The organism is Caulobacter segnis (genome assembly GCF_031454995.1).
GTDB classification, from domain to species: Bacteria; Pseudomonadota; Alphaproteobacteria; order Caulobacterales; family Caulobacteraceae; genus Caulobacter; species Caulobacter segnis_E.
Genome location: NZ_JAVDRV010000001.1, coordinates 1,051,459 through 1,068,172, shown reverse-complemented (window position 1 = coordinate 1,068,172; position 16,714 = coordinate 1,051,459). Strand labels below are relative to the sequence as shown.

12 protein-coding genes are annotated in these 16,714 nt (G+C 68.1%); 7 read left to right on the top strand and 5 right to left on the bottom strand.

Annotation, left to right across the window (positions count from 1 at the left end; genetic code table 11):
• Positions 1-21: 21 nt before the first annotated feature.
• The 4 genes from lovK to J2728_RS04905 form a co-directional block, all read right to left on the bottom strand.
• Positions 22-1,122 (bottom strand): photosensory histidine protein kinase LovK, encoded by a 1,101-nt coding sequence (gene lovK / locus J2728_RS04920; protein ID WP_309997107.1) that lies wholly within the window; start codon positions 1,120-1,122, stop codon positions 22-24.
• A gap of 164 nt (positions 1,123-1,286) precedes the next feature.
• Positions 1,287-2,324, bottom strand: a complete 1,038-nt coding sequence (locus J2728_RS04915; RefSeq protein WP_309997106.1) for a sulfate ABC transporter substrate-binding protein — start codon at positions 2,322-2,324, stop codon at positions 1,287-1,289.
• Between the two features lie 92 nt (positions 2,325-2,416).
• On the bottom strand, positions 2,417-3,880 hold the full coding sequence (locus J2728_RS04910; RefSeq protein WP_309997105.1) for an OprO/OprP family phosphate-selective porin: 1,464 nt from the start codon (positions 3,878-3,880) through the stop codon (positions 2,417-2,419).
• Positions 3,881-4,204: 324 nt separating this feature from the next.
• On the bottom strand, positions 4,205-7,459 hold the full coding sequence (locus tag J2728_RS04905; protein ID WP_309997104.1) for an autotransporter outer membrane beta-barrel domain-containing protein: 3,255 nt from the start codon (positions 7,457-7,459) through the stop codon (positions 4,205-4,207).
• 163 nt (positions 7,460-7,622) lie between these two features.
• On the opposite strand from J2728_RS04905, the gene J2728_RS04900 reads away from it, so the two are divergent.
• The 6 genes from J2728_RS04900 (at position 7,623) to phoB (ending at position 14,246) form a co-directional block, all read left to right on the top strand.
• Positions 7,623-9,044 (top strand): sensor histidine kinase, encoded by a 1,422-nt coding sequence (locus tag J2728_RS04900; protein ID WP_309997591.1) that lies wholly within the window; start codon positions 7,623-7,625, stop codon positions 9,042-9,044.
• 153 nt (positions 9,045-9,197) lie between these two features.
• Positions 9,198-10,631, top strand: coding sequence for a phosphate ABC transporter permease subunit PstC (gene pstC / locus J2728_RS04895; RefSeq protein WP_309997101.1), 1,434 nt, complete (start codon positions 9,198-9,200; stop codon positions 10,629-10,631).
• Positions 10,624-11,919: a phosphate ABC transporter permease PstA gene (pstA, locus tag J2728_RS04890; RefSeq protein ID WP_309997099.1), complete on the top strand. Its 1,296-nt coding sequence runs from the start codon at positions 10,624-10,626 to the stop codon at positions 11,917-11,919. The genes pstC and pstA overlap by 8 nt, the downstream gene beginning before the upstream one ends.
• A 58-nt stretch (positions 11,920-11,977) precedes the next feature.
• The gene (gene pstB, locus J2728_RS04885; protein WP_309997589.1) at positions 11,978-12,820 is read left to right on the top strand and encodes a phosphate ABC transporter ATP-binding protein PstB; all 843 of its coding nucleotides are present in this window, start codon (positions 11,978-11,980) and stop codon (positions 12,818-12,820) included.
• Between the two features lie 22 nt (positions 12,821-12,842).
• The gene (gene phoU, locus J2728_RS04880) at positions 12,843-13,535 is read left to right on the top strand and encodes a phosphate signaling complex protein PhoU (protein ID WP_309997098.1); all 693 of its coding nucleotides are present in this window, start codon (positions 12,843-12,845) and stop codon (positions 13,533-13,535) included.
• Between the two features lie 18 nt (positions 13,536-13,553).
• Positions 13,554-14,246 carry a phosphate regulon transcriptional regulator PhoB gene (gene phoB, locus J2728_RS04875; protein ID WP_013080924.1) on the top strand — a complete coding sequence of 231 codons (693 nt, stop codon included), beginning with the start codon at positions 13,554-13,556 and terminating at the stop codon, positions 14,244-14,246.
• Positions 14,247-14,250: 4 nt separating this feature from the next.
• Here the strand turns inward: phoB and J2728_RS04870 are convergent, their stop codons facing one another.
• Positions 14,251-15,189: a LytTR family DNA-binding domain-containing protein gene (locus tag J2728_RS04870; protein ID WP_404979705.1), complete on the bottom strand. Its 939-nt coding sequence runs from the start codon at positions 15,187-15,189 to the stop codon at positions 14,251-14,253.
• Between the two features lie 172 nt (positions 15,190-15,361).
• On the opposite strand from J2728_RS04870, the gene purD reads away from it, so the two are divergent.
• Positions 15,362-16,645, top strand: a complete 1,284-nt coding sequence (gene purD / locus J2728_RS04860) for a phosphoribosylamine--glycine ligase (protein WP_309997094.1) — start codon at positions 15,362-15,364, stop codon at positions 16,643-16,645.
• Positions 16,646-16,714 lie beyond the last annotated feature (69 nt).

Below are 16,714 nucleotides of genomic sequence, written 5' to 3'. Positions count from 1 at the left end.
TCCCAAAGCCTTGTCCTTCACTCAATGCACGCCGTTCACCGGCAGCAAAACAACCACGCGGGTTCCGGGTTCCGCGTCGGTTGTCTCGCACTTGGCCTTCAGCTGCTGGCAAAGCAGTTGAACGATGGTCAGGCCAAAACCAGTGGCCTGTTGCTCAATCCCAACGCCGTTGTCGGTGATTTCGATCCGGAAATCGCCGTTCAGGCGGCTGACTCCGACGAAAATTCGGCCGCCACGCCCTTCGGGGAAGCCGTGCTTCAGCGAATTGGTCAGCAGCTCGTTGACCACCAAGGCGAAAGGCGCGGCCTTGGCGGCGGGGATATCGACACGCTCCAGGTCCAGCCGCATCTCGATGTCCTCGCGCCCCGCCGAGCCCATCAGATCGGCGACCATGTCGCGGATGAAGGCCGAGACGTCGAAGCGCTCGACATCCTCGCTCTGGAACAGGCGGCGGTGCACGGTGGCGATGGCGTTAACCCGCCCCAGCATGCCTCTCAGGGAGCCCTTCAAGGCCGGGTCCGCGACGCGGCGGGTCTGCAGCAGCAGCAGACTGGAGATGAGCTGCAGGTTGTTCTTCACGCGGTGGTCGACCTCGTGAAGCAGAGCGGTCTTCTGCTCCAGGGCGTCGGTCAGCTCCCGGGTGCGCGACTCAACGACCTGCTCGAGGTCGTCGCGCCGCTCGCGCACCTTGGCCTCGGCGGTCTTCTTGTCGGTGACGTCCAGCTGCGAGCCGAAGAAGTAGACGATCTCGCCCGCGTCGTTGCGGACAGGCGAGACGTAGAGGGCGTTCCAGAAGGTCGAGCCGTCCTTGCGGTAATTCAGCAGCTCGACATTGGCGTCGTCGCCGGCGGCGATGGCCTTGCTCAAGGTCGCGATGGCCGCCCGGTCGGTGTCGGGGCCCTGCAGCAGGCGACAGTTTCGGCCGATAAGCTCTTCGCGTTCGTAGCCGGTCAGCTTCAGGAAGGCGTCGTTGGCGAAGATGATCGGATTGTCGGCCTGGGCCGCGTCGGTGACGATCATCGCCATTCGGGTCGCGCGGATCGCGGCCGCGAAAGGATCGTCTATGCCGTGCCCGGCGGCCAGACGGTCACCGGCGCGTCGCGATTCCGAGTAGTCGTCCATGCCTGCAATCAGCTCCACCGCCCCGTGGACGCTCAACGTACTCGATCGTGTCGAGTTCCGAACATAGGTTCAATCCCAAAACGGAAACGGCGGGAGCCCCTGGGGACTCCCGCCGTCGGGCGTGGAGGGCGGGAAGGCCGCCGCCGCGCTGTCTGGAGGCCCGCCTACTTGGGCTGGTAGATCTTGTCGAACACCCCGCCGTCGGCGAAGTGCGTGGCTTGCGCCTTCTTCCAGCCGCCGAAGGTGTCGTCGATGGTCACCAGCGGAATCTGCTTGAACTTGCTGGCGTACTTGGCCGCCACGGCCGCGTTGCGCGGGCGGTAGTGGTTCTTGCCGATCAGATCCTGCGCCAGCGGGCTGTAGAGGAAGTTCAGGTATCCCTCGGCCACCGTGCGCGTCTTACGGCGGTCGACGTTCCGGTCGATCAGGGCGACCGGCGGCTCGGCCAGGATCGAGATCGACGGATAGACGATGTCGAATTTGCCGGGCAGCTCCTCCTGCGCCAGGAACGCTTCGTTCTCCCAGGCCAACAGCACGTCGCCGATGCCGCGCTGGGTGAAGGTGGTCGTCGCGCCGCGCGCCCCGGTGTCCAGCACCGGCACGTGGTCGAACAGGCTCCGCAGATAGGCCTCGGCCTTGGCCGGATTGCCGCCCGGCTGCTTCACCGCCCAGGCCCAGGCCGCCAGATAGTTCCAGCGCGCGCCGCCGGAGGTCTTCGGGTTGGGCGTGATCACGTCGACGCCCGGCTTGATCAGGTCTGGCCAGTCCTTGATCTTCCAGGGATTGCCCTTGCGGACCAGGAACACGATCGTCGAGGTGTAGGGCGTGGAGTTCTGGGGCAGGCGCGATTGCCAGTTGGCGGGCAGCAGCTTGGCCTTCGCCGCGATCTCGTCGATGTCATACGCGAGCGCCAGCGTGACGACGTCGGCCTGCAGGCCGTCGATCACCGAGCGGGCCTGCTTGCCCGAGCCGCCATGGCTCTGGTTGATCGTCAGGGTCTGGCCGACCTTTTCCTTCCAGTAGCGCGCGTAGGCGGCGTTGATGTCCTTGTAGAGCTCTCGCGTCGGGTCATAGCTGACGTTCAGCAAGGTGACCGGCTTGGCCTGGGCATGGGCTAGGCCGCCCGCCATCAAGGTCGCGGCTCCGGCTCCGGCTCCGGCCATCAAGCCGCGTCGAGAGGGAGCTTTGAGGGCGTCGCTCATGGGCGCGATCCTTTCTGGACTTAAGGAAGATGAGGTTGAAGGGGACCGCCCGCTCCGCGATCTTCGCCTTGCGGCGCGGGCGGTCCTTTGGACTAGAACGCGAACTGGCTGCGGAAGTTGATGGCCTGGTAGCTCTGGCTCAGCGGCAACAGGCCGCCGGCCGGGTCCTTGCGGTCGATATCGACATCCAAATAGTCGAGCGAGAACTTGGTGACCGAATTGGGGAACCAGTTCAGGCCGGCCGTCCAGATGGTCTGTTCGCCGCCGCGCACGCGATCGGCGGCTAATGTCGCGTTCTCGTGGTGGTTCAGGTCAAGCACCGAATAGCGCGCGGCAAGCTCCCAAGCGCCCCACTTGCCCTTCTTCGGGTCAAAGGGATTGGCGATGGCCGGGGCGTCGAAGGCGAAGTTGGCGGCGCTGTACTTGCGGGCCTCGCCGGTCAGCACCCAGCCGCCCTCGACGTACCAGCCCTTGAACTTGGGATCGCCGACCCCGGCCGCCGGATTACGGCGGTCGATCTTGTAGTCGAAATATTCGCCCTGGATTAGGAGATTGGCCTTCTGGACCGCCAGTTCCAGTCCGTAGTGTCGGGCGCCCTTGGCGTCGATCGCGCCCGTGCCGATCAGCTGCTGGCCGTCGACGCGAAGCTCGGGCCGATCCTGGATATTGATCGGATAGGCGCCGCTAAGGGCGGCGGTCTGGGCGGGCGTGGCCACCACGCTGGCGTTGACGCCGACGTGGACCAGCCAGTCCTGGCCCTTGAACGGCGCGCCCGCCAGGCGGGCCAGGTAGCCCAGCTGTTCGTCGAAGGTCTGGCCGTCGCCGGCCTTGGCCCCCGTCACGGCGCCGGACAGGATCCAGCGCTCGCCGACGGTCTGGGCCTGCAGGGCGATCCGGCGGTCAGCGCCGGCCAGGCCGCGCGCGGCTTCGGCGGGCGAGGGGCGTTCGGGGAACAGCGAGCCGTTGGTCGAGGCGGCGTCCTCGAGGCCCAGGTTCGGGGCGAAGGCGCCGACGCGAACCTTGAATGGCGCGTAGTTGTACTGAAGGTACAGCTCCTGAAGCACGCCCGAGCCGTCCGTGCCCGCGCCGCCGAAATCCAGCAGGATCGAATAGTCGAAGTTCCTGGCGAACTTGCCGTCGACGCCCAGGCGGGCGCGGCGGAAGTTGGTGCCGTTGTTCAGGTCTCGGCCGTTGCCGATCACCGCCGGCAGGCCCTTGTCCTGGAAGTAGTGGGCGGTGTCGAGCTGCATCACGCCATGGAAGGTGGCGCTATAGGCGCCGTCGCCCGAGGCGATGGTCGGCTTGCCGCCGGCGATGCTGACGGTCGTGGCGCTCTGGGTCACGCGCACGTCCTTGAAGCTGGCGGCGGTCGCGGCCTTCAGGTCGGCGACCTGCTGCTGCAGCGCGGAGAGCTGGGCCTCGAGCGCGGCGATGCGCGCGGCGGCCTCGTCTGGGGTGGGCGCCGCGGTCTGGGCGGAGGCCGCGCCGGCGGTGGCCAGCAGGGAGACGCCGGCGATCAGCGCGGCGCGGAAGACGATCTGGGTTGGCTTGATCATGTGTGGTCCCCTCTCGGCGCCGCGGGGCGGGCCGACCTGCCGAGCTAGGGAAAACCATTATCCCTAGTTACGGAATAGAGATTTGGGAAAGCCGACCAAGAGTTTTTCTGCAAGGCGCGGCCAGGTGGTCCGAAGATCCTTTGAATCCTCTCGGGAATCCAAGCACCTAAAGCGACAATAATCCGTTTACGGACAAGTTCCGGTCGCCGCGATCCAGCGGCGAAGGGGAGGGCGCGCTCGGGGGCGCAAAGCGCTGGGAATGCAAAAGGGGCCCGCGGCGCGTGCCGCGGGCCCCTTTCATCCGAGATCGCCGAATCGCTGGGTCTAGAACATCGCGCGACCGGCAAGGCGCAGGTTGTAGCGCTTTTGCTTCTTGGTGGCCTCGACGCCGCCTTCGAGGGCCAGATACGACATCGGCGTGCCGGCGCGCAGGGCGAAACCAGCGGTGAGCGCGCCGTCCTTGTCGTTGAGGGCCGCCAGGGTGAACGGATTGCCGCCCTGGAAGTTGGCGACGGTGTCTCCGACCGAACCGGCCAGGGTTTGGCGATAACCGACGCGCACTTCCGGGCGCCACCAAACGGTCTTGCCGAAGTCCGCGCCGAGAACGAGGCCCAGCTCGCCGCTGAGGTTGCTGGAGGTGCGCTTGCCGACGGTCAGGTCGAAGCCCTTGCCGCCGCCGGATTCGGCGCGCTTGCCCTCGCGCAGCCACACATAGTCCACGCGGCCTTCGGGACGGGCGAAGAAGCGGCCCATCTTGGCTTCATAGGCGACGCCCGCGTAGGCGTTGCTGGTCAAGCCCTTCCAGTCGGCGGTGTTCTTCAGGACCAGGTCGGCCACGCCGTCGCCATTGGTGTCCGGGGCGATGAAGCGACGGTCGCCGGTGAAGAAGCCGTAGCCCACGCCGCCGCCGGCGTTGAAGCGCCAGCCGCCCACCGACCGACGCCAGTAGGCGCCCGTCTGGACGAACGATGCGGTGGTGTGCTCGCCCACCTTGGCGACGGTGTCATGCTCCTCGAGGCTGGCGTAGGCCAGGGTCACGCCCAGCGCCCCGCCCGCGTCGCCCATGGCCTCGTAGCCGGCGACGAAGCCGAACGCCTGGGTGTCCGAGCCCAGGGTCTCGCCCGTCTCGCGGCGGGTCAGCGAGGTGATTTCCTGGACCCAAAGGCTGTCGGGTCCATAGCGGTCGCCCGGATCGGGGCGGAACATGGTCGCGGCCGAGACCTGCTGGTTGACCGACTGCAGGGCCGCGAACAGGCCCTCGCCCTGGTCGGGCAGCATCTGGTCGTAGAGGTCGCGGAAACCGTCGCGGTTGCTTTGGTTCAGGAAGGTCCCGGCCAGGGCCGAGTCCTGGCCCAGGGCCGAGAACACCGCGTCATAGGCCGAGGTCTCGGCCTTGTTGAAGCCGATCTCGGCGGCGGTGCGGCGACGCACGTCGATATAGACATTGTTGGTGTCGGCGCGGGTGGTGGCGACGTACAGGTACGGCGATTGCGCGGTAAGGCCGTTGCCGAACGTGCCGGTGCTGATGTTCGAACCCTGGATTACCGTGAAGCTGGTAGGTTGCGTGACCAGATTGGACAGCCGGATGCCCAGTTCGGCGCCGGACGCGATGTTGGTCGAGCCGGAAACGACCAGCTTGGTGACCGCCCCAGCCGAGTCGGCCGAGAACAGCACCTTGCCGGTGGAACCGATGTTCAGGCTGCTGACGTTGATCGTCTCGCTGTTCAGGATGCCCAGGCTGCCGTTGGCCACCGAGATGTCGAGCCGGCCGTCGCTGTCGGACAGCTTGCCCAGGGCCACCGCGCCGCCCGTGATCGACAGGCGGTCCTGACCGGCGCCGAATGACATGGCGCCCACCAAGGTGCCGCTCGACAGATTCAGCGTGTCGGCGCCGCCGCCAAACAGCACATCGCCCACGGTGGTGGGCGTCACGGTCGCCGTGGTGGTGTCGGCGCTGGTCGTCGTGTCGGTGCTCGGGAAGGTGGTCGTCGAGGTGAAGCTGGACGGGCCCGCCTGGGTATAGGTCACGCCCGAATTGTTGGCCCGAAGGTCCAGGGCGATCGCCTGGCCGCCCGCCGTCACCGTGGTCGTCGTGCCGTCGGCCTTGAACTGCGGCGCGGCGAGGGCGGCGCGGATCGTGCCGGTGTTGGTGATCGTCTTCAGCGTGCCGGCCTGGTCAAGCACGGCCACGGCGTCGCCGGTCTCGCCAGTGCGCGAGGCGCTGATCGTGCCGGCGTTGTTCAGGGTGGAGGCGCTGGAGCCCGCGCCAAACACCAGGGCCCGCGCCGTGGCGGTCACGCCGGAACTGGCGAAGGACGACGAGGCGGCGGCGATCGAGCCGCGGTTCAGCACTTGGTCGGCGATCGCGCCGCTATTGAGGATCACGCCGGTGGCGTTGGCCTCATAGCTGCTGGCGGTGATCTGCCCGTCATTGCGCAGGCCGCCCGCGAGCGTGGTCGTGCGACCACCGCCGGCGCCGATCGAAACGCCGGTGGCGGTGACGCCGTTATAGACGCCGGCCGCGCTGATCGAGCCCTTGGCGACCAGGCCGAAGGCGTTGTCGCCGGTCCCGACGGCGCCCAGGGTCACGTTCTGGGTCGTCGAGCCGATCTGCAGCGCGGGCGCGGAGCCAAAGACGCTGATGCTCGACGTGCCGCTGGTGCTGGACGTCACATTGGTGATGACGGTGTTGCCGTCCGCGCCGACCTTGGTCGAATAGTTGGAGCCTTGCAGCAGGACGCCGCCGGAGACGTCGCCGGCCACCCGCACGGCTGGCCCGCCTTGCAGCAGGTCGTCGGCGTCCAGCTTGTTCAGAGCGTCCAGCGTGCTCGGGCGAGAGGTCGAACGGTAGCCGGTGGCGCTGGTGGAGCCTTGCAGCACCAGGGCGCCATTGATGTTCGCGCCGACGTCCTGGGCGATCGCGCCGACGCCCTGGACATTGATCGCGCCCCCGAGCGTGACCTTGCCGGTCACCGGGGCGGCGATGCGCACGCCGCGCGCGTTGTCGCCGACGACGCTGATAGTGCCGAGGTTGGTGATGTTTCCGACCACCGGACCTTCCAGCAGCATGCCGGCGGAGTTGTTGCCCTCGACGCTGATCGAGCCGGCGGCTTCGTTGACGATGTTGCCCGTGAAGGTCCCCGCGTTGGTCAGGCGGACCCCGAAGCGGTTCGAGCCCTGGGCGAACGGACCATCCAGGTCGCCGTCCTTGTCGCTGTCGGTGGGCGTGTAGTCCTCGAGCAGGGAGATGGTCGCCGAGTTGGTCAGGCCGCCCGTCTTGCCGCCGATGATCAGCACGCCGACGCTATCGTTGACCCCGTTGGTCGAGAGCGTCCCGGCGTTGGTCACCTTGTTGTTGCTGTCGATCGTGACGATCGCGCCGGCGGCGGTCGGCTTGATCGAGCCGTCCGCCGTGACGCGGATGTCGTCCGCCGCCGCGCCCGTCGCCGTGCTCGTGGCGATCGGCGTTGTGCGCGCGGTGGAGACCGAGGTTTCCGCCGACGCGGCGAAAGCCATGGCCAGAAGAGGAGCGGTCGCGACCGTCGCGACCAGGACCTTGCGCTGCATTACGAACGACACCTCGATAGAAACCGGAGCACCTAATTCGGGTCACGTTGCGGCGAAAATGCGGTGAGTCTCGCTCGCGACACGTACTAAGGCGCCAACCGTCTATCGCATGGCTTGGCGGGGCGCCATATCTGCTTCGTCGAATCGCTTCACGCTCGAGACCATGAGCCACTCCATGCCGCTGGCGAACACGTCCCCGGACGGACCTGAAACACGCCGCGCCAGCGCGTTTTGGCCGATTTTGGTGGGGCCAGGAGCGATCCTGGGGCTGATGGCCCTTGGCTTGGCGCAACCGATTCCGGCCGCCCTGACCGCGGTCGGCGCCGCGGGGGCGGGCTACTGGCTGGCGAAACGCGATCAGGCGCGGCAAGCCCTTCCAGCGGGCGGCGCCCCGCTCACGCCGGTGGCCATAAGCGAGGAAATCCCGCCCTTCGCCGCCATCCTCGACCGACTGCCCGATCCCTTGATGGTGATCGCCGCCGAGGAGGCCGACGACCTGACCGGTCGGCGCTTCCTGTTCGCCAACGCGGCCGCGCGGGAGCTGTTCAAGATTCAGCACCCCGGGCAGCTGCTGGTCACCGCCGTGCGCAATCCTCGCGTGCTGGAAGCGGTCGACGAGGCGCTGTTCGGCGGCGTCGAAGGCCTGGTCGAGTTCGAGACCGGCGGAACGCAGGGACGCGCTTGGCTGGCCTATGTCCGGCCGTTGAAGGAGACCCCTGGCCGATCGCGCCTGGCCCTGCTGGCCTTGCGCGACGAGACCGACGCGCGACGCAGCGAGCGCACCCGCGCGGACTTTCTGGCCAACGCCAGCCATGAACTGCGCACGCCGCTGGCCTCGCTGTCGGGCTTCATCGAGACCCTGCGCGGCCACGCCAAGGACGATCCGGGCGCTCGCGACAAGTTCCTGGCCATCATGCTGGCCCAGGCCGAGCGGATGTCGCGCCTGATCGACGACCTGATGAGCCTGTCGCGGATCGAGCTGAACGAGCACATCGCGCCGCTGGGCCGCGTCGACCTCGCCATGGCCGCCATCGACGTGATCGACGCCCTGGCCCCGCAGGCCAAGGACAAGGCCGTGGTTTTCGACCCGGTCCTGCCGCCGCGCGGCGGGGCGGTGGTCGATGGCGACCGCGACCAGATCATTCAGGTGATCCAGAACCTGGTCGACAACGCCATCAAGTACACGCCCCGGGGGGGCGCGGTGCGGGTGGAGATTTTCCCGGGCTTGCCGGCCGAAGCCGCCGCGGCGCCGCGCGACTCGGCGGCGGCCCGCATGTCGCTGCTGACGCCCGACCACGATCCAGTCGAACGCTACGCCGTCCTGCGCGTGACCGATCGCGGGCCGGGCATCGCCCGCGAGCACCTGCCGCGCCTGACCGAGCGTTTCTATCGCGTCGAGGGTCAGAAAAGCGGCGACCGCTCCGGCACGGGTCTGGGCCTGGCGATCGTCAAGCACATCATGAACCGCCACCGGGGCGGTCTGACGGTCGAGAGCACGCGGGGCGAAGGCGCGACCTTCGGCGTCTACCTGCCCATGTCCAAGTCTGGCATGGAAGCCAGGCCGCCCGCCGCCGCCCCCGCCTCTTCCGAAGCCTGATTCGAGCGGTTCCGGCGCGTTAACCGGGCGCTGTCGTCAAACTGTCATCTATCTGTCGCATAAGCACAGCGCCCGCCCGGCATAGATCGGGGCCGGGGGAAGGCCGCGATCCTGCGGAGCCTTCGAAACACTGGCGCAAGATTAGCTTCACGCATGCTGACCTGGCTTTCGCTCCTTGTCCTGGCGCTGTTCTCGGGGGCGGCCTTCGTGGCCGGTCGTCGTCGCGCCGTGGCCGCCGCCGGAGGCCGCGCCCGCGTCCTCCACTCCTTGCCGAACTACTATGGGACCTATGCCGCCCTGTGGGCCGGCGTGCCCGCCGCCTTGCTGCTGTTGCTGGGCGTGATGTTCGGCGGTCGCGTCGAGGACGCGATCCTGCAATCCAGCCGTCCGGCCGCCGTGCAGGCGCTGGAGGTCGACCGTCAGGACGTCTTCTATAGCGACGCCCGCGCGATCGCCGCCGGCAAGGCGCCCAGCGAGGTGACCTACGAAGGCGAACTGAAGGGCGCTCTCGACGCCAAGGTCGCCGAGGCCCGCCGCATCGAAACCGTCTTGAAGGTCGGCATCCTGGCCGCCGCGGCCGTGCTGGCCCTGGCCGGCTTCCTGCTGGCCTTCCCGAGGATCTCCACCGAATTCCGCGCCCGCAACCGGGTCGAGGGCTGGATCGGCGTGCTGCTGATCGGTTGCTCGGTGGCCGCGGTGCTGACCACCCTGGGCATCGTGCTGTCGCTGGTCTGGGAAAGCTGGCGCTTCTTCCAGAGCGTCAATCCGATCTCGTTCCTGTTCGGGACCGAGTGGAGCCCGCAGATCGCCATGCGCGCCGACCAGGTCGCCTCGGCGGGCGCCTTCGGGGCCGTGCCGCTGTTCGCCGGCACCTTCCTGATCATGCTGATCGCCATGCTGGTGGCCGCGCCGATCGGCCTCTACTCGGCGATCTACCTTTCGGAATATGCCAACCGCACGGTGCGCGGCGTGGTGAAGCCGCTGCTGGAGATCCTGGCGGGCGTCCCGACGGTGGTCTACGGCTTCTTCGCCGCCCTGACCGTCGGCCCGATATTCCGCGCCGGCTTCAACGCCATCGGCGCGGCCCTGCCGCCCGGCCCGCTCGCCACCTACCTGATGGAAGTCCAGAACCAGATGGCCCTGGTGGCCGGCGTCGTGATGGGGATCATGCTGATCCCGTTCGTCTCGTCGCTGTCGGACGACATCATCAACGCCGTGCCGCAGAGCCTGCGCGACGGTAGCTACGCCATGGGCGCCACCAAGTCGGAGACGGTCAAGAAGGTCGTCCTGCCGGCCGCCCTGCCGGGCATCATGGCGGCCATGCTGCTGGCCATCTCCCGCGCCGTCGGCGAGACCATGATCGTGACCATGGCCGCCGGCCTGCAGGCCAAGCTGACCGCCAATCCGCTCGACACGGTGACCACCGTCACCGTTCAGATCGTCACCCTGCTCACCGGCGACCAGGAATTCGACAGCCCCAAGACCCTGTCGGCCTTCGGTCTCGGCCTCACCCTGTTCGTGGTGACGCTGTGCCTGAACATCATCGCCCTGCGCATCGTCCAGAAGTACCGGGAACAATATGACTGACGCGACCCTCGGCGCGGCCGCCCCGCGCTCGGCCTTCTCGGCCGCCGACGACCGTCTGAAGAAGCGTCACCGCGCCGAGCGCCTGTTCAAGGCCCAAGGCGTCGCCGCGATCATCATCGCCATGGTCTTCCTGGTGGTGCTGGTCGGCCGGATCGTGGCCCAAGGCTACACGACGTTCGAGACCCACACCCTGAGCGTGCCGGTCTATCTGAACCCCGACCGCATCGACACGTCCGACCTTTCGGGCGTCAACTACGACTACATCGTCGCCGAGGCGGTGATGAAGAAGCTGGGCGTGCAAGACGACGACCTGGGCACGGTCTCGACCAAGGTCCAGGACTTGGTTTCGCGCGACTTCGGCTTCCAGCTGCTGAACAAGCTGAAGGCCGACCAGAGCCTGATCGGCAAGACCGTCGACGTCTCGGGCCCGCTGAAGGCCGACGCAGACCTCTATTTCAAGGGCGAGCTGAAGCGCTCGACCGCCGAGGGGGACCGCAAGCTGGACAACCAGCAACTTGATTGGCTGGACCAGCTGCAAAAGGCCGGCGCGATCAAGTCTGGGTTCAACTTCGCCTTCTTCACCAACTCCGACTCGACCGAGCCCGAACAGGCCGGCGTGCTGGGCGCGGTGGTCGGCTCGGCCATGATGCTGATCATCACCGCCCTGATCGCGGTGCCCGTGGGCGTGATGGCCGCCGTCTATCTGGAAGAGTTCGCGCCGAAGAACCGCTGGACCGACATCATCGAGGTCAACATCAACAACCTCGCGGCGGTGCCGTCGATCGTCTACGGTCTCCTGGGCCTGGCGCTGTTCATCAACTGGCTGAACGTGCCGCGGTCCTCGCCGCTGATCGGCGGCCTGGTGCTGGCCCTGATGGCCCTGCCGACGGTGATCATCGCCACGCGCTCGGCCCTGAAGGCCGTGCCGCCCTCGATCCGCGAGGCCGCCCTGGGCGTCGGCGCGTCCAAGACCCAGACCGTCTTCCACCACGTGCTGCCGTTGGCCATGCCCGGCGTGATGACCGGCGCCATCCTGTCGCTGGCCCACGCCTTGGGCGAGACGGCGCCGCTCCTGATGATCGGCATGGTCTCGTTCGTGCCGGGCGTGCCGGAAGGCTTCACCGGCGCGGCCACCGTCCTGCCGGTGCAGGTGTTCATCTGGGAGAACGCGTCCGAGCGGGCCTTCCACGAGCGCACCGCCGCCGCCATCATCGTCCTTCTCGTCTTCATGATCGTCATGAACGCCGCGGCCGTCATCCTGCGCCGCCGCTTCGAGCGCCGCTGGTAGGTTTCACATGACCCAGATCCTGAACCCTCTCGCCCATCCTCTCCTGCGCGGACACGCCATGACCGTCCAAAGCCCCGACGACACCGCCGGCACGCCGGTGATCCATACCGCCGTGCCTCCGGCCAGCGCCGCCGCCCCGGTCGGCGAGCCCAAGATCAAGGCGCGCGACGTCAAGGTGTTCTACGGCGACAAGCAGGCTCTGTTCGACGTCAACCTGGACATCCCGGCCAAGTCGGTCACCGCCTTCATCGGCCCGTCGGGCTGCGGCAAGTCGACCTTCCTGCGCTGCATCAACCGTATGAACGACACGATCCCCTCGGCGCGCGTCGAGGGGACGATCGAGATCGACGGCGCCGACGTCAACGCCCGGAGCGTCGACCCGGTCGTCCTGCGCTCGCGCGTCGGCATGGTGTTCCAGAAGCCGAACCCCTTCCCGAAGACGATCTTCGAGAACGTCGCCTATGGCCCGCGCATCCACGGTCTGGCCACCGGCAAGGCCGAGCTGGAAGCCATCGTCGAGAGCAGCCTGAAGAAGGCTGGTCTCTGGAACGAGGTCGCCGACCGTCTGCACCAGCCCGGCACGGGCCTCTCGGGCGGCCAGCAGCAGCGCCTGGTGATCGCCCGCGCGATCGCCGTCTCGCCCGAAGTGATCCTGATGGACGAGCCCTGCTCGGCCCTCGACCCGATCGCCACCGCCAAGATCGAGGAACTCATCGACGAGCTGCGCAGCCAGTTCTGCATCGTCATCGTCACCCACTCGATGGCCCAGGCCGCCCGCGTCTCGCAGCGCACGGCCTTCTTCCACCTCGGCAAGCTGGTCGAGAGCGGCCCGACCGAGGAGATGTTCACCAATCCTCGCGACAGCCGCACCCAGGACTACATCACCGGCCGCTTCGGCTGATCCGGCGGGGAGGGACACCGACATGACCGAACATACCGTCAAATCCTACGGCGAAGAGCTGGCCCACCTGACCGCGGAAGTCACCCGCATGGGGGGCATCGCCGAGAGCCAGGTCGCCGACTGCATCGCCGCCATCGCCCGTCGCGACGGCCCGCTGGCCCAGGCCGTGGTTCAGGGCGACGAGCGCCTGGACGCCCTGCAGGCCGAGATCGAACGCAAGGCCTTCAAGCTGATCGCCCTCCGCCAGCCGATGGCCGTGGACCTGCGCCACGCCGTCGCCGCCTTGAAGATCTCGATGAGCCTCGAGCGCTGCGGCGACATGGCCAAGAACATCGGCAAGCGCGCGCTGATCCTGACCGAGGCCGACCCGATGACCGCCCTGACCCGCTCGATCGAGCGCATGGGCAAGCTGGTTCAGGGCCGTCTGAAGGACGTGCTGGACGCCTACACCACCTCGGACCTGCAACGCGCCATCGGCGTCTGGAGCCGCGACGAGGAAGTGGACGAGCACTACAATTCGATCTTCCGCGAGCTGCTCACCTACATGATGGGCGACCCGCGCACGATCAACGCCTGCGCCCATCTGCTGTTCGTGGCCAAGAACCTGGAACGCATCGGCGACCACGCCACCAACATCGCCGAGATCATCCACTTCGAGCTGACCGGCGAGGAACTGGTGTCCCAGCGCCCCAAGCTCGACGTCGTGGCGCAGTAAGGCTGGAGGCGATCTGAAGTGACACCCTACGTTCTGGTGGTCGAAGACGAAGACGCCCTGGCCACCCTGCTCCACTACAACCTCGACAAGGAAGGCTACCGCGTCGCGGTCGCCGGCGATGGCGAGGAGGCCCTGACCCTGGCCAGCGAGCGCGCGCCGGACCTCGTGATCCTCGACTGGATGCTGCCCAAGGTGTCTGGCATCGAGGTCTGCCGCCGCCTGCGCGGCCGCGCCGAGACCCGCAACGTGCCGATCATCATGCTGACGGCGCGCGGCGAGGAGAGCGATCGTATCCGCGGCCTCGACACCGGCGCAGACGACTATGTGGTCAAGCCGTTCTCGATGGTCGAACTGACCGCGCGTGTCCGCGCCGTGATGCGCCGCATCCGTCCGGGCCTGGCCGACGACCGCATCACCGTCGGGGACATCGTGATCGACCGCGTCGCCCACCGCGTGAAGCGGAACGGCAAGGAGATTCACCTCGGCCCGACCGAGTTCCGCCTGCTCGACTACCTGATGCAGCATCCGGGCCGGGTGTTCAGCCGCGAGCAGCTGCTGGACGCCGTCTGGGGGTCGGACGTCTATGTCGAGGCCCGCACCGTCGACGTCCACATCGGACGCCTGCGCAAGGCGCTGAACGGCTCGTCCGACGGCGACCCGATCCGCACCGTGCGGTCGGCCGGCTATTCGCTGGACCTGGACGCGGCCTGAGCCCTCACGCGCCGAACCGTTCCTGCAGCTCCCGTCGATAGGCGCGGCTGGTCACGACCTCCGCTCCGCTTTCCATCGTCAGGCGCCATGAGCCGTCGGACAGCGGGGCGAAGGACCTGACACGCCCCAGATTGACCAGCGCCGAGCGATGGCAGCGCGCGAAGAGCGTGGGATCCAGGCGCTTTTCGAGCGTCCGAAGCGTGCCGCGCAGCAGCCCTTCCCGGTCCGACCAGTGGACAACCACGTAGTTGTCGGCGCCGCCGAACCATTCGACCTCGCCGATCCTGACCGGCACCCGTCGGGAGCCGCTCATCACGGTAAGCCTTTCGTCCGGCGCCGCGCCGGGGCTGGCGGCTCGGGCGAGCGCTCGGCGCGCGACCTCCAGCGCGACCTCCAGCCCGAGCGACCGCTCTTTCTCCTCGCGGGCTCGCCGATGTTCCGCCGCCGCCAGGCCCACGGCGACGATCGCCGTGTAGAGCAGCAGGCAGATCGGGAGGCGCGCGATCAGGCTTACCGCGAGCCCCGGACCGGGGGCGTGCGTGGTGTTGATGAGCGCCGAGATCAGCGCTTCCAACGGTACGATCAGCCCGCCGGCCAGGTAGAGGGCGAGCAGTCCGATCAATCCTGAACCGAACCGACGCAGCAGCAGCCACACGACGAGGGCGACCGGCAGCCAGGCGGCGTAGATCGATCCCTGCCAGGCCAGGGAGTCCCAAACGCTCAGCGCTTGATGCCGCGCGGCCGCGAACCGCCGCGCGAACCACGCGGCGCACACGGTGGTGGCCAGCCAGCCGTAGGCCGTGAACGCCAGAATCCAGAGGCGCGTCCGATCCCGCCTCGGTCGCGCCGCGGCGAGTCCTTGCGTCTTTCCCGGCGCGCCGGGACCACGATCCACACCGCGGCTATCGGTTGAAAGATCAAGGTCGGCCAGAGCTGGCTCCATGGGGCTGGCAAGAAGACGAGGAAGTTACCAGAGAAAGCGCGCGCGGGAGAGAAACGGCGCGATCCATGGCGAACAGCGCGACACCTCTCGCTATAGGATTTGGGCGAATGACGGCTGGCGGGGGCGAGGCATGGCTTGACCCGCCGTCGCCCGCGCGTCACACCCCGCGCTCATGGAAAAGCTGACCATCCTCCTCGTCGGGTCCGGCGGCCGCGAGCACGCCCTGGCCTGGAAGATCGCCCAGTCGCCGCTGTGCGGCCGCCTCGTCGCCGCCCCTGGCAATCCCGGCATCGGCAAGGTCGCCGAGCTCAAGGCGGTCAAGGCGACCGACGCCGATGGCCTGACGGCCCTTGCCCAGGAGATCGGCGCGGACCTGGTGGTGGTCGGCCCTGAATCGGCGCTGGAGGTCGGCCTCGCCGACAAGCTGGCGGATGTCGGCATCCCCTGCTTCGGCGGCAGCCAACGCGCGGCTCAGCTGGAAACCTCCAAGGCCTTCACCAAGGACTTCTGCCAGCGCCACGGCCTGCCGACGGCGGCCTACGGCGTGTTCGAGGACGCGGTCTCGGCCGGCGCCTTTCTCGACACGCTGGAAGCGCCGTTCGTGATCAAGGCCGATGGCCTGGCGGCGGGCAAGGGCGTGGTGATCGCCGCGACCCGGGCCGAGGCCGACGCGGCGGTGCTGGACATGCTGGGCGGACGCTTCGGCTCGGCCGGCGCGCGGGTCGTGATCGAGGAGTTCATGCACGGCGAGGAGGCCTCGCTGTTCGCCATTTCCGACGGCAAGACCGCCGTGCTGTTCGGCGCGGCCCAGGACCACAAGCGCGCCTATGACGGCGACGAGGGCCCCAACACCGGCGGCATGGGCACCTATTCGCCGCCCCCCGTGCTGACAGAGGCTTTGATCGACCAGGCCTGGCGCGAGCTCATCGTCCCCACGGTCGAGGGCATGGCCGCCGAGGGAAATCCGTATGTCGGCGTGCTCTACGCCGGCCTGATGCTGACGCCCACGGGGCCGAAGCTCGTGGAATACAACGCCCGCTTCGGCGATCCCGAGTGCCAGACCCTGATGCTGCGCCTGGAAAGCGACATCGTGCCGATCCTGCTGGCGGCGGCCAAGGGCGAGCTGGCCTCGGCCGAACCGCCGAAGTGGCGCGACGAGGCGGCGATCTGCGTGGTGCTGGCGGCGGAGGGCTATCCCGACGCCCCCAAGACCGGCGGCCGCATCCAGGGCGCCGACGCGGACTTCGGCGGCGAGGTCGTGGTCTTCCACGCGGGCACGACGCGCGAGTTCGAGGGCCGGCTCGTCGCCTCGGGCGGCCGAGTGCTGAATGTCTGCGCCCTCGGCGTGACCCTGGGCGAGGCCCGCGACCTCGCCTACGCCGCGCTGGGAAGCATTAGCCTGGAAGGCGGCTTCTATCGGCGCGACATCGGCTGGCGGGCGCTGGGGCAGGCCTGATTTCGCCGATAATCACGAGCTAGAAGCGCCGAGGGTTGCAACCTGACGTAGGTTTCGGATACCAGCCGG

What these genes read in the sequence shown, in the direction of transcription:
- lovK (WP_309997107.1), bottom strand. Translation starts at nt 1,122, where the DNA reads ATGGACGACTACTCGGAATCGCGACGCGCCGGTGACCGTCTGGCCGCC.
- J2728_RS04915 (WP_309997106.1), bottom strand. Translation starts at nt 2,324, where the DNA reads ATGAGCGACGCCCTCAAAGCTCCCTCTCGACGCGGCTTGATGGCCGGA.
- J2728_RS04910 (WP_309997105.1), bottom strand. Translation starts at nt 3,880, where the DNA reads ATGATCAAGCCAACCCAGATCGTCTTCCGCGCCGCGCTGATCGCCGGC.
- J2728_RS04900 (WP_309997591.1), top strand. Translation starts at nt 7,623, where the DNA reads ATGCCGCTGGCGAACACGTCCCCGGACGGACCTGAAACACGCCGCGCC.
- pstC (WP_309997101.1), top strand. Translation starts at nt 9,198, where the DNA reads ATGCTGACCTGGCTTTCGCTCCTTGTCCTGGCGCTGTTCTCGGGGGCG.
- pstA (WP_309997099.1), top strand. Translation starts at nt 10,624, where the DNA reads ATGACTGACGCGACCCTCGGCGCGGCCGCCCCGCGCTCGGCCTTCTCG.
- pstB (WP_309997589.1), top strand. Translation starts at nt 11,978, where the DNA reads ATGACCGTCCAAAGCCCCGACGACACCGCCGGCACGCCGGTGATCCAT.
- phoU (WP_309997098.1), top strand. Translation starts at nt 12,843, where the DNA reads ATGACCGAACATACCGTCAAATCCTACGGCGAAGAGCTGGCCCACCTG.
- J2728_RS04870 (WP_404979705.1), bottom strand. Translation starts at nt 15,189, where the DNA reads ATGGAGCCAGCTCTGGCCGACCTTGATCTTTCAACCGATAGCCGCGGT.
- purD (WP_309997094.1), top strand. Translation starts at nt 15,362, where the DNA reads ATGGAAAAGCTGACCATCCTCCTCGTCGGGTCCGGCGGCCGCGAGCAC.